The sequence below is a fragment of the Exiguobacterium sp. genome (assembly GCF_020832205.1).
GTDB lineage: Bacteria > Bacillota > Bacilli > Exiguobacteriales > Exiguobacteriaceae > Exiguobacterium.
On record NZ_JAFIFD010000049.1, the window covers coordinates 26,113 to 49,822 of the forward strand.

Here is a 23,710-nt window from a genome sequence, read left to right on the forward strand (position 1 = left end):
TTGGAATAAGGCTATGCTAAACTGGAGATAATTTGAAATTGAGAAAAACGTATTCAAGGGAGCGAACGTGGAGATGAACGAAGTACAACGACTGATGGACAAAGTGATTGAATTCCGAGATGAGCGCGATTGGGCGTTCCATCATAACCCGAAAGACTTGGCGTTATCGTTATCGCTTGAGGCAAGTGAACTGTTGGAATTGTTCCAATGGGTATCGAGCGAAGAAGCGCTCGAGACGAAACACTTCGAGATGAAAGAAGAACTCGCGGATGTCCTCATCTATGCGCTGACGTTCGCTCATGCGGCAGGGATCGATGTGTCGCAGGCGATTGAAGAGAAACTCGAGAAGAATGCGGTGAAGTATCCGAGTCCACAATCATGAGTGAAACGCTCGAAAGGTATCCTCCAGATCAATTTATGATTCCTTGCCATATCGTCGGAAAGAATTTCTCACCTCGCGTCGCATCGGAGAAAACAGGCATTCAATTTTACAAACAAACAGAAGTCGGAGAGATGGAGCGCATAGGAAAACAGATTGCTACGGTCGGTCATGCGTCGTTTGAACCACCACTTGAAGTTCAACAAGTGGAAAATCCTTATATCGGACTTTTTTGGATGATCGACACTCTTACGAAACATATCGATACCCTTCGTTCTTGTGGAGCCGATGATATCTATATCGATTTAGGTGTCGTCTATCATGGAGATTTGAAACTAGAGTTCGAATCTGATTTCTTAATGAAACTTGCGAACTTAAAGATTCCATTTTTGATTAGTGGTTATGAAGAGAAAGGGGAAAACTCACAATGAGAACGAAGCATCAACGTCTGTTCTTCCTGTATCTCGGTGCAGGTCTATTGAATATCGGTCTTTTGCTTATGATGCTGTTTTCTCAAATCGAGAGTTCGACATGGATGTTCGTCATGTTTCCGGTATTGACTATCATTTGGTTTGCGAATGCGTTTGTGCAGTGGAAACAAATGAAAAAAATTGCGGATGAACATAGTAAAGTTGTATGAGACAAATCAAAAGGAGACCAATTGAACGAATGCAGAAGCCAAAATGTGTGACGGGCCCGCTATTCTTCACGGAACGATGGGCTTGTTCGTTCCTCTAATCGGACTCCTTTTGTCACGTATGATTGTACCGTTACTGCTGTGCTGTTTTCAGATGAAGTCTAACAATCCTCATCCTGATACGGGTTCGCATACAAATCGATGTCAAACTCGGCTCTGATCCGATGGGCGAATTGAATCGTCTCCAAATCAAAGACGAGCGACGGTGTTTGGCCATTTTCTATCACGATCACGATGATGAACCGTGCCTGCATGTCGTCATACGTGTCATAGATGGCATCTAAAATCGTTTCTTTTCCACGAAGTTGCGTCATGATGTGTTGTAGTTGATCGTTCACATCAAACGAAGGCTGATAGCCTGTACCAAGTGACCAAGAAGTATATTCGCGAGGACGAGAAGAATTGCCTTTCTCCTCTCGTTTGTAGGTTTCGGTAGGGGTTAGTCCGAGCCGATGCGTCACGTCTTCGATTGAGAAATCGTCAGCGAGCAGTCGGAAGTAGACCAAGACTTCAGTTTGTGCAGGAGTCATGCGCATCCTCTTTTCTTTGTATGAGAGTCTATTTGAATATAACCGAAGCGATTTATAGAAAGGAATACTGATATGACCCAACGCGTACGATTTGATCACTTATACGAGGCGGGGAAACGTTCTACCCGCCAAGCGATTCTTCTTGGATTGTTCATCGTCTTACTCGGCCTCATCTTTTGGTTCACGGGCGAGCGTCGACTCGCCGAACTAGTATGGTTCGTCTTCTTTGTTCCGGCTATCGGGTTCGTCAAAATATGGACACGAACGAAGACGTTGCTCACGTTCAATGACGTACCTGACTATCGGCGGCTCGTCTGGTATGAATATTGTAGCGGGATGGCGGTCATCGTAATTTTTTGTATGTTGATTGTATCGTTGCTACTCCGTCCGGAACAAGCGAATGTTTTGATTCTCGTGGTCGCGCTCAATCTGTTTGCATGGATATCCTCTTCAAAATTGGATCAAAAGCTCGCGAACGTCGATCCGGAACATGTCACACATCAAGTCTATGAACGCGGGAAAGTCGGTTTCTTTTAGAATTAAAGGGCATAAAAAAGGAGTAGCCCGCGCTACTCCTCTTTTATGAAAGGGATCGACCCGTAATACGGTCAACAAGTCGTTTTGCTTCAAGTAAAGACATGTCATGAGTCTCCCGTAAAAATTTGATAGCCGTTATGACTCCATCCGTATCTATTTTTTCTTTTATGGACGCGGTTAAAGTATCGTCCGGAACGATTGGTTCGGTACGGATTAGCTTTCGGCGAAGTGTACTTATACCCTTTGCTTGTTCGATGACAATATTAAGTAAAAAGCCATTCAAAAGCAGAGAGCCAATTAAGAGAATGACGCTCCAATCCATATAAACCCTCCTTTTACTCTAGTTTCGAACAATGGTAAAGCTATATGCGTTCGTAAGAGGGTTATGGATGATTAACTCATAGCTGAGTTGTTGTTCATCGGCCTTATCGACCAATAGATTGATCTCTGACATATTGAAGGCGCGTTGACTGGCGACTGTCGTGACGAACAACACACCGCCAAGGATAGTTGTGAGTATGAGACGTTTCGTCCAAACCGTAAAGGATGATGACATTAAGGACGTACCTCTATCTTTTCCTCGATTCGTTCGAGGCGTTCCACTAGGACGTCGAACTGTTGTTGTTGATGAGCCGTGGTTTGGCGCTCCAGCTCGAGTCGTGCGTCCGCTCGCTTCTCATAACGACCGATAAATCGAACGATCAATACGATGATCGTGATGATTAACGTGAGTGGGACAATCATTACGAATAAGCTAAATAGAAACATGAGTAAAACTTCCATTCTAATTCCTCCTTGCACCTGTAATCCTAAACTAGTATACTTCCAAATTCATACAAAAAGAAAGGAGGAATATTTATCTATCGTTAATCATTTCATTATGTACGCTATATTTATAAGGAAAAGGAGCTGACTTATGGCAATCTACTATACATACCAACACGCAGGCGCTTGGAAAGCAGCAAACGAGAGAGGGTATTTATTCGGCGATCCGAACTTTGGTATCTTTCAAGACGAGGACTACACATACCATCGACCTGCCTATGACTGGCTCGCGGGGCAGTATGAACAGCGAACCGGCATCTCCCTTCATGGAAATTATCCCGTCTGGCTGAGCGAAACCCGTCCTGACATCGCACGAGGCGGTTACTTAGAGCCTGGAGAGCCGGGTGTAGTGCTAACGGTTGAGTTACTGGACTCACACGTACTCGAACTCGAGGCTGGCTATTGGATGTTCGCGTTGAATCGATGGTTCCTCTCATTTGAAGACCGAGAAGCGAAAGACGAGAAAGAGTTGAAGGAATCTTGGGAGAAGATGTTCGATCGCGACTGGTGCGAGTCGATCGTCGAGGCGTATCCGGGGACGAACACGAAGTATCACTATCTCGTCGACCGGATTGATGTCGGGCAAGTGCTCGACGTGGTGACGTTTACTGAGGTAGGTGTGTGATGGAGCTACCGACACGACTTGGGACAAACGAGGCGGGTTACATCATCAATCAAACAGACGTGACACAGATTCAACCGATGTTTCGACCACTGCTTGATAAAGTGATTCAGCTGCTGCGAGAAGAGCTTGCAGAAGCGCTACATAGCGTATATGTATACGGTAGCATCGGGCGCGGGACGGCTATAGCCGAACAGTCGGATTTAGACGTGACAGTCATCCTTAGCCGGGAGGTGGACATTGATGGATTGAAGTCACGGACCATGCTACTGTTACAGGAACATCCAGAAGTGATTAAAATCGATTACGATATCGGACTATTGCATACGGCGCTCGACCCTACCAATCATTTTGAATGGGGGTTTTGGTTACGTCATATGTGCGCATGCGTTCATGGGACGGACTTGTCTCACCGCTTTCCACATATGAAACCGGATGAGCGAATTAGTCGAGCGTTAAATCGAGATTTGTTCAATCAGTTGCGAGACGCACAAGAAAAATTGAAAGCAAGACGTATGACAGAAAAGGAAAAGAAGTCACTGATTAAACGGATGATTCGGGGCGCGTATTTGACAATCAACGTCGAAGATCAGAGTTTTGTATCGACGATTGCAGATAGTCTGTTTGTGTTGCGCCTCTACTTTCCGAGCAGCGAAATCATAGATGACTTAGAGCGAGGCATGGAGTCAGAAGTAGTTCAGGATGACTGGTTGGGTAAGTTGATTGCACAGTATGAATCGTTGTTCCTTCCATGATAATAGCCGTCTATCAAAGCGACTCCTTTCGTTCTAAATTATCAAAGTGATTATCGACATAAAGCATTCCTACCAAAACGTAGAATTGAATCAATGACTTGAGCAAAACGGGAATGTAGATGATTTCAAAAAACAATAAGCCCTCGAATACGAACATACATAGCAAGGTAAGAAAATACATGAACGTTTTACCTCTTTTGAATCGAGAAAATAGGCGAATGCCTACGAGAAATGGATAAAGTAGCGTCTTGACTCTATTGGACATGTTGGTAAATCCTTTCTAAACACGTTATCGTGCCTTGCGTGGGATATCGTCTGGTTTTGCGTGCCCTCGCCGGACATCCGATTCAAAATAAAACATCGGGGCAAACAGTCCTGCCAATAGGTAAAGTACACTGACAATTTCTAGGAAGAGCGATTCTGAAATACCATATCCAATGATGAGGATATGGACAGGGACAAAGCACAGTAAAAAGATATTGGACATGACAGCTTCCGTTTTAATAAACCGAGATAACCCTCGCATGAACAAGATGTATGGGAACAAAAGATAATAAAAAAATCGTTTCATATCTAACGCCTTTCCCGAGCGATTCGCTCAAATCATGTATATACATCTTTTTCAGTATAATGGGAGCACCACGTATATAAAAGGAGTATTTACATGACGCAATCCATCGCCATCATCGGAGCGGGTGTGAGCGGACTATATGCCGCGGCCCTCCTCATCGAAAAAGGATATGACGTCACTGTTTTCGAGGCGCGCGACCGCATCGGGGGACGGGTGTTAAGCCATGACGGGTTCGATCTCGGCCCGACCTGGTATTGGCCAGAGACGGAGACGACGATCACGCAACTCATCGAACGACTCGGTCTCCCGACGTTTTCACAATATGCGGCCGGTGACTTGATGCTCGAGCGTCAATTTGGAGTCATCGAGCGTCATACGCTTCCACCAGGCCGTGTGGTCCCATCGATGAGACTCGGCGGCGGCATGGCTAGCTTGACGACCGCGCTCGCAGCAACCTTACCACCCAATACGATTCAACTTCAGTCGACGGTCATCTCGATTAAACAGGTCGAGCGTGGAGTGGCCATCGGACTCGAAACAGGTGAGACCCAAACGTTCACTCACATCATCCTGGCCATCCCACCCCGGCTCGTCTCAGGCATCGTGTTTCAACCGGAACTGTCTGAAACGACGAAGGCGAAGCTAGCGTCTACCCCGACTTGGATGGCCGGTCAGGCGAAAGTGCTCGCCGTCTATGACCGGCCGTTCTGGCAAGACAAGGGCCTATCCGGACAAGGGATGAGCTGGGCCGGAGTGCTACAGGAGATCCATGATGCCTCGCAACCGGATGGACTTGCGGCGCTATTCGGCTTCTTCCGATTGTCCGCTGCCGAACGCGCGGTGCTCGACCGGGACGAGCTGAACCGGCGCGTCATCAATCAACTCGTCCGCCTGTTCGGGGAAGAGGCGCGTCATCCGTGTGACGTCTTATACGTCGATTGGTCGAGTGACCGGCATACGGCTGCGGTCGAAGATACAGCACCGCTGACGGAGTTTCCTGTGTATAGCCCAATCCCGATTGACGCCGGTTGGGAAAAGCAGCTCTCTTTCGCCGGGACAGAGACCGACGCCCTGTTCGGCGGTCATATCGAAGGGGCACTTCGGTCAGCCATCCGTGTCGTCGACCCACTCTGACCAAAAATGCGTATCATCCCGGCTCAGGGACGATACGCATTTTTCATTTGAACTTTTGAATCATCAACGCGAGCGAGCGGTTGATCATCGTCATTTCCTCGTCCTCGAGGACGGAGAACATCTCTTCGGCGAGCCGTTCCTCGATGGCATCGATTTGCTTCGAGTATTCGTGGCCGACCGGACCGAGCCGGATAAAGCTTTCACGCAAGTTGTCCGGGTTCTTCTCTTTCTGAACGAACTCACGCTGTTCGAGCACCTTCAGTACTTGGCTGACGGCGCTTTTCGAGATATTCATCTTCGTCGCGATCTCCGTCGTCGTCCACGTCTCTTGTCGTTTAAAGAGGAGTAGCATCTGTTCTTGCTGATAGCTAAGTTGGAACTCGTTCAAGTCGGTGAAGTATTTAGTGAACAATAAGTCGAGCTCGTCGATTTGACGATACATCTCGATGACTTGTTGTTTGCGTGTCTCGTTCAAAGGTCGTTCTCCTTTCATCGTGTGTGACGGAACGTCTGGCTCCGTACGAATAAGAGGGCACTAAGCGCCAATCCGATTATACCAAACGTGATGAGTAACGTTTGGATCGGTACGGCGAGCGCGACGAGCACAGACAAGACGGCGAAGGCTACCGGCTCAAGGCCGGACGCGGCGAGCGCCATGATGCTCATGACACGACCGATCTTGTCTTGGTCGCTATGCTCCTGCATGAGTGTGACCGCCGGCAAGTAGACGAGCATCAACATGAAGCCGCTCAGTGCCGCCGTCAACGCGAGCATTGGAATCGATTGGGCTTGCGTATACAAGAGGAACGCGGCAATCGTCAGCAACAAGGCACGGAAGACAAACCGACCGCGATGGACCGAACGCATCAGCAAGACGAGGAAACTCGCGACGAACGTCCCGACGGCGAGACCGCCTTCGATGACGCTCAAGTCAAACGCCGTACCGCCACGCTCGCCGACGAGAATCGGGATACTCATGATGAGCGGTCCCATGACGAACAAGTTGACGATGGCGATGGAGAGCGTTCCGCTCCGTAAAATCGGGGTATGCGAAACGTAACGAATCCCTTCTTTTAAGTCGACGATGACGTGAGCCAAGGACATGACGTGTGCCGCCGGGATTCGGTCTTGAATCAGGCGGGGCATGATCAGCAGGGCGGCGAGGAAGATGAGTCCTGCCGCCGTCCCGAAACTGAGTCCGAATCCGCCCCATGTCAACAGGAGTCCCGCTAAAAAAGGACCGATGACAAACATGAGCTCGAGCGAGCCTTGGAACAACGAGTTGGCTCGTTGCAACTCATGCTGTTTGACGAGGGACGGGATGAGGGACGAGAGTGCGGGATACGACATGCCGTCCAAAATCCCGAAGATGACGGAAATGCCGATGAGTGCCGCGACCGAGTATAAGTCGAGCAGGTGGAGGCTCAAGACAGCCAACATGAGTGCGGCCTGACCGAGGTTCGTCAAAAATAAGAGCCTACTCTTTTGGAAGCGGTCGGCGAAGACGCCGCCGAACACCATCATCACGACACGCGGAAGCGAGACGGCGGTCAAAATGATTCCGAGTAATGCCGGTTGTCCTAACACATCGATTGTGAGCCACGACACGCTCAAGAAGAAGATGGAGAAGCCGAGTGTCAACGTCATCCCGGACAGCCAAGTGAAGACGAATCGTGGATTGTGGAGCAAGTTCATGATTAAACCTCATGCTTTCTTTATTAAAGTTAAGTTAACTAAACTATATAATCATATTGATCATTTGGCAAGTTTGAAGACTTCTAATAAAAAATTGTAAAATAACGGAACTTTAATAGTGGGTTTCACGTATAGTTTTATAAAGAGGAAAACAGACATCTACATGAATCGAGGAATGATATATGGATAAACAACAGCGTTTGAGACAAATGAAGCAAGAAAACCGAAAGTGGTTCTTTCTCCGTGTATCCTTTGCGATTCCCGTCGGTATATTGGTCTTTTTACTGTTACAGACAAATACGCAGGAATTCCTATACGGCGGCCTGCTCGTCTTAACGACATTCCTGTATGGCTATGCCCTTCGACGTGAATATCGATTCATGAGCAGTTTCACAGAACGCACTCGTGCGAAGCGTTTCATCTCACTTCAATATACGTTTGATTATGTGTTGATTCTCTTTGTCGGGCTCGTGTTTCCGTGGCTCATGAAATCAGAGACAGCCACGTGGTTGCCATTCATCGGCTTCACGATCGGTATTTTCATTCTTTCGGTTTCAGAACGAATGATAGATGAGAAAGTGAAACAAAGCGATTCGGAGCAACCGACACGTCGTGAAGTGAGAGGTTGGTGAGCTAAGTAGATGACAAAGCAAGAACGCATCAATGCCATCTATAGATCGAATATGAAGCTGGCAGTCCCACAAGGGCTCATCACGTTTCCAATGACGTTTTTTACGGTCGGATTGATTCGCTCAGATTCATGGAACGGATGGTACGTGTTCGGTGTCGCTGTTTGCTTGTTGTTGCTTGGTGGTTCCTTTTTTAAAGCGAATCAAATCGAGACGAATATGACTGAACGCGAAGGGGCCAAGCAAATCATCACACGGCGGAACGGATTCCTATTCGGGGTATTCGTCATGTCTATTCTATCGGTTGCACTGACGCTCAAACTCGGCTGGACATACGCGTGGATTTTGATTGTGACCGGTGGGATTCTCTACGGCGGATACCGCTTGATTCGAAAACAAGACGAGCGATTGTCTGCGATCGATCCGGAGCATCCGTTGTTTCGTGAGATGCGACTCGATCACGTGAGAGATTAGGAGGGATATGATGGAACGGGAAGCCAGGCTATCTAAACTAGTGACCATCAAGAAACGATACCATCGCTTCATTATCGCGAGCACACTCTTTATTTTGGGGGCATCCTTATACTTCATGATGGATTTGAAGTATTCCGGTGCGCTCGCTGTCATCAGTCTCGTCCCGATGATGTGGGTCGAGTGGAGACAGACACGCGCCTATCTCACGTTGAATGATGATCGTTTGTACCGGCGTCTCATCCGGCTGAATTTTGCGATTCTCTGTTTCACGTTCGTCTTGCTGTTTAGCCTGGTCGCTTTGCTTTTGACCGGAAACATTCACCGAGACGGTCTTATGTGGGCGATGATCATCGGGGGTCCACCATCAGTCTTATGGCCGTTCTGGCTGGACCGAAAGTTGCTTCAAATCGATCCAGAGCACGTGACATCGGGTATGGTGACGAAAGCAAACCGTGCGAAGTCGAAGCATCAACTTGATGAGGGAAACGAATTAAAAAGGACAAGATAAATATGAAGAAACAAGAACGGATTCAAGCGTTAGGCAAGTATCGAGAACAAGATCAACGCAGTAGCCTTTGGCTGATAATAGCGCTCATCTTCTTCAATTCCTTCATGTTAGGGTTTGAGGACTTCTGGTGGGTATGGGGGATTGGATCCCTACTCGTATCAATCGGTCTGGTGCGCATCATGCTCCGTGAGGGGAAGAACGCGATGACGCTTACGACCGGACGAGGCGTGTTGCTCACAAAACGGTTGTTTCAGATGTATCCTCTTTGGATTGTGTGGATCACAGCGGCGATTTTTCTCAGTCGTCTGGGCGTCCCGGTCATCGGATGGATTCTCTATAGTGTTTGTTCGGCGATGTTAGGGTGGCATCATTACACGACACGTCAACAGCTCAAGCAAGTTGACCCGAATCAACCGACCCGAAACGATATCTCGCGGTTATACCGCTCGTACGAGAGGAGTACATATGGTAGCAAAAGAAATGCGGGTTAAACAGTTGTTGGAACAAGATGACGTCCATTGGCGCTGGCGTTGGGGCGTTTGGTTTGTCGGGCTCGTCGTGACGATCTTTGTCAGCGGAGCCTCGCCGCGATGGGTGCCGTTCAGTACGCTCGTCCTCTTTTTCCCATACCTCTGCTTGGAGTGGCGGAAGACGAAACTGTTACTGACGTTCAATGAGGATGAACGATACAGCCGGCTCGTCTACTTCGAGTTTGCATCCCTCTGGCTCCAATTCATCATCTACCTCGGTCTCGTGATCGGATATATTACGGAAACTCTGTCGCTGCCATGGCTGCTTGGCATCATCGGTGGCGTCTCGACGTTGACGTTCGGGATCTCGCGTTTTATGCAACGGCGCCTCCGTCTGATTGATCCGGCACATGTCACGAACAAACAGCTATCGGTCGCGAAAGAAGAGCGATTGGAAGCATATCGAGCAGGCCTATGATTCGTCAGGGCCTTTTTTTATTGGTTCAGGACATCTGTCCTTTATCGAGGATGTCCGTTATTGTTAACTAAAGAATAAAGGAGGAGATGGAGATGCGCGGTGTATTGTTCGCCATTAGCGGCGGATTCTTTTTGACCTTACAAAGTGTGGCCAATGCCAATATCAGTTCTGCAATCGGCACGTGGCAGGCGGCGACGCTCACCCAGTTGACCGGTTTTGTCGTGGCGCTTCTCATCATGCTTCTCGTCCGCGACCGGACGTACCGTGAGATGCGACACGTGAAGCCACTCTATCTGTCAGGCGGAGCCTTCGCGGCGCTCATCTTGTTCAGCAACATGACGGCCGTGCATACGCTCGGCGTCACGCTCACGATTTCATTATTTTTAATCGCCCAGCTCGCGCTCGCCCTCGTCATTGACGGACGTGGCTGGTTCGGGATGGTGCGGCGTCGCTTGAACGTCACGCAACTTCTCGGCGTGGCGATGATGGTTGCTGGGGTGGTGTTGTTGAAATGGTAGGAAAAGATCGATTGGAGCAATTCATGAGACAAGTCGGGCTTTATGAGGTGTTGCCTCGCGCGGCGTGGTCGGACTTGACGCTCGTCCGTTACGAGCCCGGTGCGACAATTTGTACGCAAGGTGATCCGGCACGGGTGCTTCGTTTCCTCGTCAACGGCAAGATTCGCGTCTCCCACACGTCAGCAGCCGGGAAGCGGCTCGTCTTGTCGTTTAAGCAACCGCTCGACTTGATTGGGGACATCGAATATGTGCAACGGACGCCGTATTTGAACACGGTCGAGGCGGTGACGACCGTCGAGATGCTCGTCATTCGGTTCGATGATTTGGCCCGACACGCAGCGGACGATGTGGCGTGGCTCCATTATCTGTTAGAAGAAATCACAAGAAAGTTCGAGAGAAAGTCGCAATCGATGAGCTTCAACTTGTTTTACCCAGTCGATGTTCGGCTCGCAAGTTACTTGTTGTCGATGACGCCGGAGATGAAAACGCTCGGCTCGACGGTCGATGAGTTGACCGACATCGCCGATTTGATCGGGACGAGCTATCGCCACGTCAACCGAACGCTCAAACGATTCGTCGAGGACGGGTTGATTGAGCGGGACAGACGGTCGATCACGGTCGTCGACCGGGAGCGCTTGATCGATGTGGCAGGAGAGAGCATTTATGAGTGAGGAGGGAGACGTATGGCCATTGGAATGATGCTTGCCGTGTTCGGCGGGATGCTCGTCTGCATTCAAAACACGTTCAATGCAAACGTGAAGCGACGTGTCGGCGCGTGGGCGACGACGACGCTCGTCCTCGGGCTCGGTTTTCTCGCTTCGCTCGTCGCTGGCTTGATTCGTGACGGGACCGCCTTGTTTGCGGTCGCGGGAATGGAGACGTGGTATTGGTTCAGTGGCATCATCGGGGTCGGGGTCGTCATGAGCGTGACGCAAAGCGTCGAGCGGCTCGGACCGAGTTACGCCATCTCGATCGTCATGGTGTCGCAAATCCTGTTCGCGCTCCTATGGGACACGCTCGGTTGGTTTGGGCTCGAGGCGATCCCGTTCACGTGGAAGACAGTCGTCGGCATCGTCTTGATTGTCGGCGGGGTACTCCTGTTTCAGTTGAGCGGGAAAGAAAAAGTAGTGAACGAGCGTGTCCGACGCGTCGGATGACATTAAAATGATTTACCGCAACTATGACAAGTCTGCCCGTGTTCCTGCCTTCTGACAGAGGTTTGGCAATGCGGGCATGTTGTCGTTTGGGACTCTCTCGGATAGAACGTGGAACGTTGCTCGAAAGGAGAGCGGTGATGGGGTTTCCAGCTGAAGAGGATGAACACGACGGCAACGAGTAAAGCGATTAGAATGAGGATATCCATATGAAAGCCTCCTAATTATTGGTATGCTATTCTTATGTACGCAATTCGCAAGCATTTGGTTTCAGGGGGGAATGAAATAAATGACACGTGAAGAACGAATCGAACAGTTATACATACGAAACCGAACGGGAATCGTGATGTTAATCGGCACATTCTTAATCGGGCTCGCTGGCGGGCTATGGCTTTTTACGGGAGGCGCATATGAACAGATCGCCGCATTCGTTTTCTTTTTCGTCGTCGCGTTGCCGCTCGGTTTCGTGGCTTGGCGGAAGACACGGACGCTATTGACGTTCAATGAGGATCAACGCTATCGGCGCTGGATTCGCTTCAAAGGGCTTTTGAATATAATCTTATTGTTTGGCATGATGGGGATGATGTCGCTCTTTGCATCAGGGTTCGTCCCGTTATCGTTGTTCACAGGGACTATAGTGAGCTTGGCGATCGGCTATTTGTTTATCGAGATGGTGGTGGACCGACGCTTGCTTCAAATCGATGACGAGCATGTCGTCGACAGTCTGCTCGGATTGACGAAACGGGAGCGGATGAAACGGCATTGGGAGGAAGAGTGAGAGTCTCACATCAAGAACTACGGAAGCAGAGAAGACTAATGAAAGTAGGGAAACGATGAATATATGGAGACAAGACCCGGACGACCCGAATCGGTTGCCCGAATTGACAGACGATGTATTGGCAGAAGTCGAGGGACGCCTTGGTGTGAAGCTCCCGGACGACTACCTTGAAGCGATTCGCATCCAAAACGGTGGTGGTGTCGAACCGCGGGACTTGCCGATTGTGTGGAACGGACAAGACGACATCGCACTCGTCGACTCGATTGCCGGCGTCGGTCTATCGGACGGCTTGATTCAATCGAAGGCGCTATTGGCCGAGTGGGGCGTCGAGGATGACCGATTGATTGCCTTCGCGGGCGATGGACACTTCTTCCTCGCGTTCGACTATCGCGAGAGCGCGACGCCAAAGATTGCGTATATCGACACGGACAGCGAACAGATTGATGTCCTGTTCGACTCATTCAGAGCATTCACCGAAGCGCTCACGACGGTCGAGTTCGAGCCGTTCACGGGACTCGCCGAGGGAGAGGCGTTTATCGATTATGCGCGACGCCAACTGTACAGCACCGATAAGAGTGAGAAGGCTAAGGGGGCAAATACGTGGTCGAACGGGGTCGACATGCTTGGTGCAGACGAGCTCATCACGGAATTGCTGACGTGGATGAAAGATGAGACGCTCCGGGTCACGGCAATCTGTACGATGCAACATTTGATTCTCATGCGGAAGATTGAAGATGACGCATCGATCAAGGCCTTCTTGGAGGCACTTCGACAGAACGACGACTCGTTCAGTAAACAAAGTTATGAGGAGACGAAGTACATCGTCGAGAATGACATTCCGTTTGAGTGAAACCTTTTGCACGATTAATTCGTAAAAGAAGGAAATGAGATTTAGCTAGGAGGATTGGATGATTGACCATACAGTAAGGCTAGAACGCATGATTGAGAACGACCGCAAACGACAAAAGCAGACGCTCTATCCGACATTCGGGTTCATCGCGCTGTTCATCATCTATTTTATGACGACGGACGTCCTGCTCCTGTTGCCCATTATCTTGGTCGGACAGTTCCCGATGCTCTATAAAAGTTGGCATCGGATGAAGTTGTTGCTTACGTTCAATGATGATGCCCGCTACCAAGAAAAAGTACGGTCTGAGTTTGGCTTGGCTGTCGGGAACCTTGTCTTCCTCTTGTTGTTGATCACGAGCTCAATCCTCGGGTGGATCACGTTACTCACGTTCATCATCGTCGTACTCGTTGGCTTGATCACGTTCATCGTGCTCGGCTATCGCATCGACCGCGAGTTGAAAACGATTGACCCGCAGCACGTGACCGGGACAGAGCTCAGCAAGGCGCAACTCGAGCGTCAAAAACGAAAGACATCATGATGGGGGAAATTCAATATGGTTGAAAAAGAACAACGCGTCAAACAAATGGTCGAGAACGACCGCAACGTGAACAAGACGGCGCTCTTGCTCACGTTCATGATTTTAGGGATCGCCTTTTTCTTTATCTTTACGCAAGAAATCTCGCTCGCGACGTTCGCCGTCATCATTATGGCGACGCAGTTGCCGAGCCTATACCGGGCGTGGCACCGGATGAAACTGCTCAAGACGTTCAATGACGAGGCGCGCTATCAAAAATACGTCCGTCTCGAATTTGGGATCGTGCTCGCGAACGTCATCCTGCTCGGTCTGTTTATCGCCATCGCCTGGTCGATCGAAGGATCGCTCGTCGTGTTTGCGGTCATGTTGCTCGCGCTGTTCATCCCGTTCATTGTTTTGTCGGTGTGGGTGAACCGGAAGCTCGAGCTGATCGATCCGAACCATGTGAACAATCACGAGCTTCGGATGGCACATCGGGAAGCAGCGAAAAATCGACTCAGCTGACAAGGAGGAAGATGGATGAAACGGAAACTGCTCGCCTGTTTATTCGCTCCGCTCCTACTGCTCGCCGCATGCGGCGAACAAGGGCGAGAGCTCGTCGTCGGCACGTACAAAAATGAAGAGACGGTCGTCTTCTCGGAGACGTCGGTTCAAGATGAAGCCGACATCAACCGCTTCATCGAGATTGTGGAGGCGAGTGCTCCGATTGAAACTCAGATGGAAGGTCTTCCCGACTATGTCGTGACGATCAACAACCCGGCGGAGTCGACGATGGAGTTGATGGTGAACATTTGGATCGATGAAGAAGGGGACATGCAGTTCACGAGAGGGCTCGCTGGAGAAGACGCGTTTGAGATGAGTCCTGCCGATGCCGAAGAAGTCCGTGACCTCCTTCAGATAGAAGAATAAGCAAATGAAATTTAAAACCCCAGCCTCTGGTTCGTCAGAAGCTGGGGTTTCTTATGAAAACATTCCAATCAAACAGCCACAGATGACCATGCCGGCTGTATAGAACTTGAAGCGATGCCGTTCCCAAAACGAGTCGTTCATGTTGTCACCACCGTTTCAACCCGACCGCCCTCGACCATCTGGACGAACGCCTCGTCCGGGTCAGTCGTCCCAGACGTCTTGAGCCAGTCCTGGAAGTCGCCTTCATATAAAATCCGCCCTGCATGCAAGAAGATGACGTGGGCATCGAGCTGAGCAAGGTCGTGTAACTGATGGGTCGAGATGAGACACGTCCGGCCGTCTTGGACGAGTCGCTGGATTCGGCGCATGATATGGATGCGTGACGCCGGATCGACCCCGCTCGTCGGTTCGTCGAACAAGTAAAGCGCACGCTTCACCGACGACAAGAGCGTGACGAATAGCCATTTGCGTTCACCGACCGACATCTTGCCGAGCTTCATCTTCCACAAATGTTCGAACAGTTCTTGTTCTAGAGCGCTCGAAAGCCCATTCATGTACGTCTCGAGACGTTTAAAGTCCGGACGCTTCGTGAGGCGACCGATGAAATACGTCAAATCTTTTCCAGTCAACTCATTATGATACATCATGTGTTGGGTCAAATAGAGCATGTCCGTCGATGGGACGAGCTGAAGCGTGTCCGCTTCGACTGGGAGCGTCCCGGTCATGCAGTCGAATAGTGTCGTTTTCCCGGCTCCGTTCAGCCCAATCAAGACGTTCAGTTTATGCGAATGAAGTGTGAACGAGACGCCATCGAGCACGGGACGTGTCGCTTTTGGATACGTATAGCGTAACTGTTGAATGTACATGATTTCCTCCTAGCGTGTGACCGATGAGACGAGATTGAAGCGCCTGATGGCGAATAGCCCGACAGATACGTAACCAACGAGGGCGAGTAGAGTCATCATAAGATTGAACGACACATCGACTCGGGCGACGGTATGGACGATGGCAAGCGATAGTTGGAGTAATGCGTAAAACGGGTTCGCATAACCGAACCAGACGTCGGGTTGTTTGATTGCCAAATAGAACAACGGATAGGCGAGCAGGTTCGCGAATCGCATCAAGCTTGATACTTTGACTGGGAGAAGCGTGAACGCGACGCTACCGAGCGCGAACGGGATACTCCCGAGTAAGAGCATAAGCGGGGCGACGAGATAGCTAAACGCGAACTGGCCGTGGACGAGCGTGACGACAATCGTGAAGAGCGACAAACTCACGGAGACGAATACGAGTTGGGTCAACAAGATGGCCAGTATGTATGTATACTTGTTGCCTGAAATCATGACGTACGTCTTCATGAGGCCATACTCCCGCATCCGGGCGAGCTCGAGGGCGATTCCGTTCAAGTATGTCGCGAGGATGATGTATGCCCAAAAGTAAGACAAGTACGTGGCGTAATCCGACGCGGCCATCGTTCGAACGTCCGGCGGGCTATACAAGAGGGCGATGCCAAGCGGGATGCCCATCGTCAACACGAACGGGACTTTATCCGTTAGGACGATTTTGATGTACATAAAGAAATAACTTGAAATCTGATGCATAAGACACCTCATTGTCATTACAAGATTTTAACAAGTTATACGTTTGTTAAATGTAAAAAGTTTCAAAAAACCCCCTTTGGAACAGCACAATCTGTTCCAAAGGGGGTTTGGCTTGATTAACGTGTCATCACACCATCACGCTTCGCGATTTTGTCGCTCACTTGCTGGCCGCTGAGCGTGACCATCGGCATCCCGCTGCCCGGGTTGACCGTACCGCCGACGAAGTAGAGGTTCTCATACAGCTCACTTTGCTTTTTATGTTTGAACCCGCCGTTCTGGTTCTTGTCCGACACGGTGCCATAAATCGCACCGCGGTCCGATCCGTACATCCGCTCGATGTCGTGCGGGGTCCAGACGTTCCGGGTGACGATATTGTCTCGCAGGCCATCCATACCCATCCGTTCGAGCTTATCGAGCACCCGTTCTTCAAACGCCGCGTAGTCGGCTTCGGTGAACGGGTTTTCTTGAATGTACGGGATGTGCGGCAAGATTTTGATGTTCTCATGTCCCGCCGGTGCTTGGGTCGGATCGGTCTTGTTGACGTTCACCAAATAGATGGTCGGGTCATCTGGCAACTCGTGTCTGTCAAAAATCTTCTCCATCTGTTCCTGCAAGTTTTCTGAGAAGAAGAAGTTGTGATGTGCGAGTGCCGGGTATTCTTTTTTGACGCCGAGATGGAGCACGAAGCCGGAGCTGGCCGGTTCGTATTTATCGACGAGCTTGTCGACGAACGCCTTTTCGACATCGACCATCTTTTGATAGAACGGGATGACTTCCATGTTCGAGACGTAGTAATCGGCGGAACGGAGCCGTCCGTCCTCGAGTTCGATGGCCGAGATTTTCCCGTTGAGCGTATGGGCCCGGACGACGCCTTGCCCGGTGTTTAGCTTCACGCCGATCTCTTCGGCGAGTGTCGTCAAGCCTTCGGCGAGTTTATGCGTCCCGCCTTCGACGTACCAGCACCCTTGCGCGTGTTGCATGTAAATCATCATGTTGAGGACGGCAGGGGCGCTATAGGGCGACGACCCGACATATTTGACGTAATACGACAGCATCGTCCGCAGGTGCGGGTTGCTGATTCGTTTCGAGATGGCGCTGTACATCGTCGACGCCAAATCGAAGCCCATGAGCGTCGCGAGCGGACCGATTTGTGTGACCGCCTCGAGCGGCGACTCGAATCCTTCTTTTAAGTAACTGCGCTCCGTCGTGTTATAAATGCGCTTAGCGTAGTTTAACAGCTTGCGATACTCGTTGATATCTTTCTTCGAGAGCGACGGGTTCGCGCTCGCCATCACATCGAGGTCGTGATACAGATCGAGTACCGTGCCGTCCGGGAAGAACGAACGCCATTCGAGGTCTAACCGCTTGATCGGCACGTAGTCTTCCATCCGTTTGCCGCTCCCGGTGAACAACTTCTCGAAAATTTGCGGCATCGTCAAAATCGACGGACCGAGGTCGAATCCGAACCCGTCTTGCTCGAGCCGGTTCACTTTCCCTCCGATATGGTCGTTCTTTTCATATAAAGCCACGTCATAGCCTTTTTGTTTGAGCGAGATGGCTGCCGAAATCCCACCTAGCCCGCCACCGATGACAATCACTGACTTGTTCACGTTTTGCATACACGTACCGCCTCTTTCCGACATGATTTATGAAACGCTTGCTGAAGTTTTTATTCCTATTTGATTCATTTGCCACTATTGCCTTTATTCCCTGCACGCACACTTCTGAACATTCGTTTTCAGCACATTGGCAGAACAATTATGCCGTTTAAACTTTGTTTACATCTTCTGTTTATCCTAAGGCTATCATCAAAAGGAGGAACAACAGAATGAAGAAAACATGGAAATGGGTACTCGGTGCGGTCGTTCTCGTCATCACACTCGGAGCAGGTGTCGCGTTCATGCCGCAAGCAACAAACTATAAAACAGAAAACGTGTCGGTCGAGACGATCGAGAATCAATATTCGTTCACCGGACAAGTCATCGATGCGGAAGCGGCTACGGGCCGACTCTTCGTCGATGAGCGAGATCTTGGAAAAGTCGAGGAAGGCGGTACGCTCACCGTCTATGTGAGTGCGCTTGACCTTGAACTCGAGGGGACGATTGATACGATTGCCGATGAAGCGGAAGCGATGACGATGCCAGGTGCATCCGCGCGTTATGCGATGAACGTCGACTTGAATGAGACAGACGGTTTGCGCAACGGGATGACGCTTGAAGGGATCATCGTCGCGGAACGAGTCGAAAACACGAAGACGTTATCGCTCGACAGCATTACGTTCGAGAACGAAGACGCCTACGTCTATATCGAAGGCGAGGATGGTCCAGTAAAGCAACAAGTCGAGCTCGGGATCACTGATGGAAGCCGTGTCGAAGTGAAGGATGGATTGGAGGCGGATCGTGTGTTGTTACTCGATGAAGCGACAGGCGGCGGAATCATGCCTCCACGAATCGGAGGTGGCCAATGAGTACGCTTATCGACGTGCAGTCGCTCACGAAAACGTACGGCTCGGGCGACAACGTGCAGACCGTCTTAAACGAAATCGACCTTGAAGTGAAGGAAGGTGAATTCGTCGCCATCCTCGGGCCATCCGGTTCAGGCAAGTCGACGCTCATGAACATACTCGGCTGTTTGGATGGCTATACGAGCGGGCGCTATCGATTCGGACAAAAAGATGTGACCGGTCTATCGGAAGCAGAGCTGTCGCTGTTTCGAAACAAACAAATCGGGTTCATCTTTCAACAGTTCAACTTGTTGCCGCGCTTATCCGCTCGCGCGAATGTCGAACTCCCGTTGATCTATCAGCGTCTCTCAAAAACGGATCGACTTAAGCGAACGAGCGAGATGCTGGCGCGTGTCGGTCTCGAAGACAAGCTGGACCATTTTCCGAACCAGCTGTCGGGTGGGCAGCAACAACGCGTCGCCATCGCCCGAGCGCTCGTGACGAACCCGTCCTTGCTGCTCGCCGACGAACCGACCGGCGCGCTCGACCAAGCGAACGGTCGTCAAATTATTGAACTGTTTCACGAGTTACATGCAGAAGGAAAAACCATCATTATGATCACACACGACATCGACATCGCAAAAGAAGCGACGCGCATCGTCCATGTGCGCGATGGCCGCATTGAAAAGGAGGAACGGGTGCGATGATTCGAGAAAATATACGCATGGCCTGGTTAACGGTCATCAGCCATAAGATGCGATCGTTTTTGACGATTCTCGGGATTGTTATCGGGACGGCGTCCATCATTACGTTGATGACGGTCATCACCGGGGTCACCGACTCCATCAATGAAGAAGTCGCGACGTTCGGGGCAGACCGGATGACCGTTCAAATCGAAGATGGGATGAAGAATGGTGTCAGTAGCGCGGAGCTTGAACGGCTCGAAGCGATTGAGGGAGTCGAGTCCATCTCGCCGACAACGACCCAATCCGTCGACGTCTCGTTCTCTAACCAGACCGCGATGAAAACGGTGCTCGGAAAGAGCGACGCTTATTTTACCGACTCTACGGTCGCGGATGGGCGGAGTATCACTCCACTCGACGTCACGAGTCGGACGCAGGTCGCTTTGATTGGGGATACGCTTGCGAAAAATGCGTTCCCGACAACTTCACCGCTCGGGGAGACGATGACGATCGGTGGCGCCCGATACACGATTATCGGCACGCTCGCTCCGTCGTCTGAGTTTTCGATGTCGACGGATGACGCGGTCGTCATTCCTGTCACGACGGCTCTCCATCAATTTCACCAAAACACCATCGCTTCGTTTGACTTATACACGGAAGCAGGTCAATCGGAATCCGTGAACGAAGAAGTGACACGGCAATTGACGACGGCGTTCAACGGACGTGACGCGTTTACCGTGACGAGTTTCGAAGACGCGCTCGCCTCAATCGACCAAATCAATGCGCTACTCAGCATGCTATTGATTGGAATTGCCTCGATTTCGTTATTCGTCGGAGGCATCGGGATCATGAACATGATGCTCGTCTCCGTGACGGAACGAACGAGTGAGATCGGGTTACGGAAAGCGCTCGGCGCGACGCCAGGCAAGATTCGTCAACAGTTCTTATTCGAGTCGGTCTTGCTTTCTGTCTTAGGTGGCGTCGTCGGTGTCCTATTCGGAGCAATTCTCGCGCTCGGTTTGACGATGGTGATGGGTGTCCCGTTCACCCTTGCTGCTACAACAGTCGGGCTTGCCCTGGGCCTCTCGGTCGTCATCGGCGTCATCTTTGGCTATATTCCAGCCCGGAAAGCCTCGAACTTACAACCAATTGAAGCGTTGCGAAACGCATGAAGAAAGAAGGATGATCATGGTCACGTTACTGCTCGTAGAAGACGACCCGACGCTCGGGGGGCTGTTAGCCGAATATTTGACGACGGCGGGCTATCACGTCCTTCACGCAAAGGATGGGGAGGAGGCACTTGATTACCTCGACAACGAACCAATCGACGTCATCGTCACGGACATCATGATGCCACGTCTTGACGGGCGTGAGTTGACCGAGCAGCTGCGCGGCGCCGGCTACTCGATGCCGATTCTTATGTTGACGGCACTTGAGATGATTTCGGATAAAAAGAAGGGGTTTCGAGCGGGAGCGGACGATTATCTCGTTAAACCGGTTGACCTCGAAGAACTAGAACTCCGGCTTGAAGCCCTCCTTCGTCGGGCGAACATCCATCGTAACCATCAGATTCAGCTGAAGGACTGTTTGCTCGACGAGACGGCGCTCACGTTGAAGACGCCGGAGGAGACGATTGAGTTGCCGCGTAAAGAGTTTGAGCTACTCTACTACATGGCGACTCATTTGAATCAAGTGTTCACCCGTCAGCAATTGCTCGATCGGATTTGGGGCTACGACACGGAAAGCGATACGCGGACGATTGACGTGCATGTGAATCGGCTCCGCAGCCGCTTGAAGCATGTGACGGCGTTCCAAATCAATACGATATGGGGACTTGGCTACCGGTTGGAGTTGAGCGAATGAAGCGATTCTTTAGCTCGATTTACGGTCGTTTTATCGTCATTTTCTTCGGATTGTTACTCATTCCGGTCCTCTTGACGCTGACGTTGTTTTTAACCTTCCAATTCAACACGCTCACGACACAAGTCGAAGCGATGCTCGTTGAACGTGCGGACAGCATGGTCCGGGCGTCTGAACAATATGGGCTCAGCGCCGAAGAGGCAGTCGATTTGTTTTCCGATGCGACACTCGTGACACGGACGGAACGGTACGAACGCTCTAGTTGGACAGTGGCGGAACGTACCCGTCTTGAACGGGGAGAATCGATCGCGCGCACCGAGCGTTTGCCGGAAGTCGCGTTTTTACTCGACGATACAATCGTGACGCTCGCGCCGAATGCAGACGAGAACCCGATCTCGATCTTCCGTGACGTATCACTCCAGACGCTCTTGCTGACGGCACTCGTCTCGAGCCTATTGATCTTATTCGCTGTCCGGCTCATGACGCGGCGCATCGATCGCGTGACGGAAGCAGTCAATCACGTCGCGACGGGCGACTTGACCGTCCGGGTGAACGACTCGAGCGATGACGAAATCGGCAAGCTCGCCCAACAGTTCAATCAAATGGCAGAGGCGCTCGAGACGAATGAAGCGAAAAACGAAGAGCTCACGTCTGTCATGGCCCACGAGTTCAAAACACCGGTCGCTTCAATTTTAGGGTATGCGACGATGTTGAAGAAAGACGTGGCGTCAGAAAAGCGAATCCATTATGCGTTAATGATTGAGCGTGAAGGGAAGCGGCTGTCGCGATTATCACGAGATTTATTGCGATTGTCCAAGCTCGACCATACCGTCGTCGGATTAGATGTCACCTCGTTCTCTCTCACGGAACAGCTCCGGGAGAGCATGCTCTCGTTCGAGCGGGAATCGAACCAAAAACGATTGAAATGGGCTGTGGAATTAAACGAAGTGGATATGCTTGGAGATGCAGGTCTACTACAACAAGTGTGGATGAACTTGCTTCAAAACGCGATCACCCATAGCCATGAGGAAGGAAGATTGCGCGTCCATTTGAGCCAGACGGCCGATGCAATCGTATGTGAGATTCAAGACGAAGGGGAAGGCATGACGCCGGACCAAGTGAGCCGGATTTACGAACGGTTCTACCAAGCAGATCCTTCGAGACATCAAGGCGGATCGGGGCTCGGTATGGCCATTGTTCAGAAAATCGTTGCCTTGCATCAAGGACAAATTCAGGTGGCGAGTGAAGTACACGTTGGAACGACCGTGACCGTCACGCTGCCACTTCGAAAAGACAGGGTCTGAGCCTGTCTTTTTTTATGGTTTCAGACCGCCTGCCGTCAACGGTCCTTTGAAAGTAATCGTATAGATGATGCGGGCGATGTCATCGGCGGTTTCCGGACGGTCGTTATACAACCATTCATAAATGACCCCCATATGAGCTGATGAGATATACGAAACGAGATAATCGGCTGGCACGAGCGACTTCGTCTCGTCGAAAAAGACTGTTGGCGACCGTTGAAACAACGCTGCGTGCATATACGACCGGAGTCTTGCCTGGAACTGCGGGTCCCCGTTTGGTCCGAGGAGGGGTTTCATCAAGATTTTGTTTTCTTCGATAAATTGAATGAACGGGACGAGCAGTTCATGAGCGGCTGGTCCACGCTCGTCACCGAAGACGCGTGGAATCTGTTTGATCAGTTTCTGCTCGGCCTCGTGAAAAATGACTTCAATCAACTTCTCCATCAAATCAAATTTATCCACATAATGGCTGTAGAACGTGCCACGGTTAATGCCAGCCCGTTCGGTGAGGGCTTTCACCGTGACCGCCTCGAATCCGTGCTCGTCAATCAAGTCCAAAAAGGCCGTCTTGATTAATTGTTTCGTTCGCTTGATACGTAAATCTTCATGTCCCATCTGTTTTTTCTCCTTTATCCAACACATGCGTGCGAACTGTCTGATAACCGACACGATGACCGATATTGCCGATTGTTGGGTAGTCAGGCGAGGTCTATACTGAACCTATAAACCAACACGGTGTCTGTTAGTCAAGTGTACATGAACAAGGCATCGAAA

General features: G+C 50.6%; 34 protein-coding genes. 25 read left to right on the forward strand and 9 right to left on the reverse strand.

The features are described 5' to 3' along the window. Nucleotides 1-73: 73 nt before the first annotated feature. The 3 genes from JJU47_RS13255 to JJU47_RS13265 are packed head-to-tail and all read left to right on the forward strand — an operon-like array spanning nucleotide 74 to nucleotide 1,019. A complete protein-coding gene (locus tag JJU47_RS13255; protein ID WP_228620303.1) occupies nucleotides 74-382 on the forward strand; it encodes a nucleotide pyrophosphohydrolase in 309 nt (102 codons plus the stop codon). Beyond that, complete coding sequence (locus JJU47_RS13260; protein ID WP_228620305.1) at nucleotides 379-810, forward strand: hypothetical protein; 432 nt, start codon at nucleotides 379-381, stop codon at nucleotides 808-810. The genes JJU47_RS13255 and JJU47_RS13260 overlap by 4 nt, the downstream gene beginning before the upstream one ends. Beyond that, nucleotides 807-1,019: a hypothetical protein gene (locus JJU47_RS13265; RefSeq protein ID WP_228620307.1), complete on the forward strand. Its 213-nt coding sequence runs from the start codon at nucleotides 807-809 to the stop codon at nucleotides 1,017-1,019. The genes JJU47_RS13260 and JJU47_RS13265 overlap by 4 nt, the downstream gene beginning before the upstream one ends. 158 nt (nucleotides 1,020-1,177) lie before the next feature. Here the strand turns inward: JJU47_RS13265 and JJU47_RS13270 are convergent, their stop codons facing one another. Next, on the reverse strand, nucleotides 1,178-1,606 hold the full coding sequence (locus tag JJU47_RS13270) for a DUF4279 domain-containing protein (RefSeq protein WP_228620309.1): 429 nt from the start codon (nucleotides 1,604-1,606) through the stop codon (nucleotides 1,178-1,180). A 72-nt stretch (nucleotides 1,607-1,678) separates the two neighbouring features. Between JJU47_RS13270 and JJU47_RS13275 the strand changes: the two genes are divergently transcribed. Continuing rightward, nucleotides 1,679-2,143: a hypothetical protein gene (locus tag JJU47_RS13275; RefSeq protein WP_228620311.1), complete on the forward strand. Its 465-nt coding sequence runs from the start codon at nucleotides 1,679-1,681 to the stop codon at nucleotides 2,141-2,143. Between the two features lie 43 nt (nucleotides 2,144-2,186). On the opposite strand, the gene JJU47_RS13280 is transcribed toward JJU47_RS13275, so the two are convergent. Both JJU47_RS13280 and JJU47_RS13285 read right to left on the reverse strand, forming a co-directional pair. Next, on the reverse strand, nucleotides 2,187-2,465 hold the full coding sequence (locus JJU47_RS13280; RefSeq protein WP_228620313.1) for a two-component system regulatory protein YycI: 279 nt from the start codon (nucleotides 2,463-2,465) through the stop codon (nucleotides 2,187-2,189). Nucleotides 2,466-2,698: 233 nt separating this feature from the next. Next, nucleotides 2,699-2,926 (reverse strand): hypothetical protein, encoded by a 228-nt coding sequence (locus JJU47_RS13285; RefSeq protein ID WP_228620315.1) that lies wholly within the window; start codon nucleotides 2,924-2,926, stop codon nucleotides 2,699-2,701. 133 nt (nucleotides 2,927-3,059) lie between these two features. Here JJU47_RS13285 and JJU47_RS13290 point away from each other — a divergent pair, with 133 nt between their 5' ends. From JJU47_RS13290 to JJU47_RS13300, 3 genes are all read left to right on the forward strand, one after another. Further along, complete coding sequence (locus JJU47_RS13290; protein ID WP_228620317.1) at nucleotides 3,060-3,593, forward strand: DUF3841 domain-containing protein; 534 nt, start codon at nucleotides 3,060-3,062, stop codon at nucleotides 3,591-3,593. Then, nucleotides 3,593-4,345, forward strand: a complete 753-nt coding sequence (locus JJU47_RS13295) for a nucleotidyltransferase domain-containing protein (RefSeq protein WP_228620319.1) — start codon at nucleotides 3,593-3,595, stop codon at nucleotides 4,343-4,345. The genes JJU47_RS13290 and JJU47_RS13295 overlap by 1 nt, the downstream gene beginning before the upstream one ends. A 664-nt stretch (nucleotides 4,346-5,009) precedes the next feature. Next, nucleotides 5,010-6,050 (forward strand): flavin monoamine oxidase family protein, encoded by a 1,041-nt coding sequence (locus JJU47_RS13300; protein ID WP_300997936.1) that lies wholly within the window; start codon nucleotides 5,010-5,012, stop codon nucleotides 6,048-6,050. A 43-nt stretch (nucleotides 6,051-6,093) separates the two neighbouring features. On the opposite strand, the gene JJU47_RS13305 is transcribed toward JJU47_RS13300, so the two are convergent. Then, nucleotides 6,094-6,525, reverse strand: a complete 432-nt coding sequence (locus tag JJU47_RS13305; protein WP_228620321.1) for a MarR family winged helix-turn-helix transcriptional regulator — start codon at nucleotides 6,523-6,525, stop codon at nucleotides 6,094-6,096. A gap of 14 nt (nucleotides 6,526-6,539) precedes the next feature. Further along, nucleotides 6,540-7,745 (reverse strand): MFS transporter, encoded by a 1,206-nt coding sequence (locus JJU47_RS13310; RefSeq protein WP_228620323.1) that lies wholly within the window; start codon nucleotides 7,743-7,745, stop codon nucleotides 6,540-6,542. Nucleotides 7,746-7,927: 182 nt separating this feature from the next. Here JJU47_RS13310 and JJU47_RS13315 point away from each other — a divergent pair, with 182 nt between their 5' ends. The 13 genes from JJU47_RS13315 (at nucleotide 7,928) to JJU47_RS13375 (ending at nucleotide 15,048) form a co-directional block, all read left to right on the forward strand. Further along, on the forward strand, nucleotides 7,928-8,377 hold the full coding sequence (locus JJU47_RS13315) for a hypothetical protein (protein WP_228620325.1): 450 nt from the start codon (nucleotides 7,928-7,930) through the stop codon (nucleotides 8,375-8,377). Between the two features lie 9 nt (nucleotides 8,378-8,386). Then, nucleotides 8,387-8,848 carry a hypothetical protein gene (locus tag JJU47_RS13320; RefSeq protein WP_228620327.1) on the forward strand — a complete coding sequence of 154 codons (462 nt, stop codon included), beginning with the start codon at nucleotides 8,387-8,389 and terminating at the stop codon, nucleotides 8,846-8,848. Nucleotides 8,849-8,858: 10 nt separating this feature from the next. Further along, on the forward strand, nucleotides 8,859-9,356 hold the full coding sequence (locus tag JJU47_RS13325; protein ID WP_228620330.1) for a hypothetical protein: 498 nt from the start codon (nucleotides 8,859-8,861) through the stop codon (nucleotides 9,354-9,356). A gap of 2 nt (nucleotides 9,357-9,358) precedes the next feature. Next, nucleotides 9,359-9,847 carry a hypothetical protein gene (locus JJU47_RS13330; RefSeq protein ID WP_228620332.1) on the forward strand — a complete coding sequence of 163 codons (489 nt, stop codon included), beginning with the start codon at nucleotides 9,359-9,361 and terminating at the stop codon, nucleotides 9,845-9,847. Further along, nucleotides 9,822-10,304 (forward strand): hypothetical protein, encoded by a 483-nt coding sequence (locus tag JJU47_RS13335; RefSeq protein WP_228620334.1) that lies wholly within the window; start codon nucleotides 9,822-9,824, stop codon nucleotides 10,302-10,304. The genes JJU47_RS13330 and JJU47_RS13335 overlap by 26 nt, the downstream gene beginning before the upstream one ends. Nucleotides 10,305-10,396: 92 nt before the next feature. Next, nucleotides 10,397-10,822 (forward strand): DMT family transporter, encoded by a 426-nt coding sequence (locus JJU47_RS13340; RefSeq protein WP_228620336.1) that lies wholly within the window; start codon nucleotides 10,397-10,399, stop codon nucleotides 10,820-10,822. 11 nt (nucleotides 10,823-10,833) lie between these two features. Next, nucleotides 10,834-11,493, forward strand: a complete 660-nt coding sequence (locus JJU47_RS13345) for a Crp/Fnr family transcriptional regulator (protein ID WP_228620338.1) — start codon at nucleotides 10,834-10,836, stop codon at nucleotides 11,491-11,493. Nucleotides 11,494-11,505: 12 nt separating this feature from the next. After that, on the forward strand, nucleotides 11,506-11,979 hold the full coding sequence (locus JJU47_RS13350; RefSeq protein WP_228620340.1) for a DMT family transporter: 474 nt from the start codon (nucleotides 11,506-11,508) through the stop codon (nucleotides 11,977-11,979). A gap of 286 nt (nucleotides 11,980-12,265) precedes the next feature. Next, entirely contained in the window at nucleotides 12,266-12,754 is a 489-nt protein-coding gene (locus tag JJU47_RS13355; protein WP_228620342.1) for a hypothetical protein, read from the forward strand. 55 nt (nucleotides 12,755-12,809) lie between these two features. After that, the gene (locus tag JJU47_RS13360; protein ID WP_228620344.1) at nucleotides 12,810-13,604 is read left to right on the forward strand and encodes an SMI1/KNR4 family protein; all 795 of its coding nucleotides are present in this window, start codon (nucleotides 12,810-12,812) and stop codon (nucleotides 13,602-13,604) included. A gap of 58 nt (nucleotides 13,605-13,662) precedes the next feature. Beyond that, a complete protein-coding gene (locus JJU47_RS13365) occupies nucleotides 13,663-14,142 on the forward strand; it encodes a hypothetical protein (protein WP_228620346.1) in 480 nt (159 codons plus the stop codon). A 15-nt stretch (nucleotides 14,143-14,157) separates the two neighbouring features. After that, the gene (locus JJU47_RS13370) at nucleotides 14,158-14,643 is read left to right on the forward strand and encodes a hypothetical protein (protein WP_228620347.1); all 486 of its coding nucleotides are present in this window, start codon (nucleotides 14,158-14,160) and stop codon (nucleotides 14,641-14,643) included. Nucleotides 14,644-14,658: 15 nt separating this feature from the next. Then, nucleotides 14,659-15,048, forward strand: coding sequence for a hypothetical protein (locus JJU47_RS13375; RefSeq protein ID WP_228620349.1), 390 nt, complete (start codon nucleotides 14,659-14,661; stop codon nucleotides 15,046-15,048). 137 nt (nucleotides 15,049-15,185) lie between these two features. On the opposite strand, the gene JJU47_RS13380 is transcribed toward JJU47_RS13375, so the two are convergent. The 3 genes from JJU47_RS13380 to JJU47_RS13390 all read right to left on the reverse strand — a co-directional run bounded on the left by JJU47_RS13380 (nucleotide 15,186) and on the right by JJU47_RS13390 (nucleotide 18,268). After that, nucleotides 15,186-15,914 carry an ATP-binding cassette domain-containing protein gene (locus tag JJU47_RS13380; RefSeq protein ID WP_228620352.1) on the reverse strand — a complete coding sequence of 243 codons (729 nt, stop codon included), beginning with the start codon at nucleotides 15,912-15,914 and terminating at the stop codon, nucleotides 15,186-15,188. Nucleotides 15,915-15,923: 9 nt separating this feature from the next. Then, nucleotides 15,924-16,649, reverse strand: a complete 726-nt coding sequence (locus tag JJU47_RS13385) for a hypothetical protein (RefSeq protein WP_228620354.1) — start codon at nucleotides 16,647-16,649, stop codon at nucleotides 15,924-15,926. 116 nt (nucleotides 16,650-16,765) lie between these two features. Beyond that, nucleotides 16,766-18,268: a phytoene desaturase family protein gene (locus JJU47_RS13390; RefSeq protein WP_228620356.1), complete on the reverse strand. Its 1,503-nt coding sequence runs from the start codon at nucleotides 18,266-18,268 to the stop codon at nucleotides 16,766-16,768. 209 nt (nucleotides 18,269-18,477) lie between these two features. Here JJU47_RS13390 and JJU47_RS13395 point away from each other — a divergent pair, with 209 nt between their 5' ends. The 5 genes from JJU47_RS13395 to JJU47_RS13415 are packed head-to-tail and all read left to right on the forward strand — an operon-like array spanning nucleotide 18,478 to nucleotide 22,939. Further along, nucleotides 18,478-19,116, forward strand: a complete 639-nt coding sequence (locus tag JJU47_RS13395) for an efflux RND transporter periplasmic adaptor subunit (RefSeq protein WP_228620358.1) — start codon at nucleotides 18,478-18,480, stop codon at nucleotides 19,114-19,116. Further along, nucleotides 19,113-19,799 carry an ABC transporter ATP-binding protein gene (locus JJU47_RS13400; protein WP_228620360.1) on the forward strand — a complete coding sequence of 229 codons (687 nt, stop codon included), beginning with the start codon at nucleotides 19,113-19,115 and terminating at the stop codon, nucleotides 19,797-19,799. The genes JJU47_RS13395 and JJU47_RS13400 overlap by 4 nt, the downstream gene beginning before the upstream one ends. Then, on the forward strand, nucleotides 19,796-20,947 hold the full coding sequence (locus JJU47_RS13405) for an ABC transporter permease (RefSeq protein WP_228620362.1): 1,152 nt from the start codon (nucleotides 19,796-19,798) through the stop codon (nucleotides 20,945-20,947). Before JJU47_RS13400 ends, JJU47_RS13405 begins: the two co-directional genes overlap by 4 nt. 16 nt (nucleotides 20,948-20,963) lie before the next feature. Beyond that, nucleotides 20,964-21,638: a response regulator transcription factor gene (locus JJU47_RS13410; RefSeq protein WP_047374236.1), complete on the forward strand. Its 675-nt coding sequence runs from the start codon at nucleotides 20,964-20,966 to the stop codon at nucleotides 21,636-21,638. Next, complete coding sequence (locus tag JJU47_RS13415; RefSeq protein ID WP_228620364.1) at nucleotides 21,635-22,939, forward strand: HAMP domain-containing sensor histidine kinase; 1,305 nt, start codon at nucleotides 21,635-21,637, stop codon at nucleotides 22,937-22,939. The genes JJU47_RS13410 and JJU47_RS13415 overlap by 4 nt, the downstream gene beginning before the upstream one ends. A 12-nt stretch (nucleotides 22,940-22,951) precedes the next feature. Here the strand turns inward: JJU47_RS13415 and JJU47_RS13420 are convergent, their stop codons facing one another. Continuing rightward, entirely contained in the window at nucleotides 22,952-23,551 is a 600-nt protein-coding gene (locus JJU47_RS13420) for a TetR/AcrR family transcriptional regulator (RefSeq protein ID WP_228620366.1), read from the reverse strand. Between the last annotated feature and the right edge of the window lie 159 nt (nucleotides 23,552-23,710).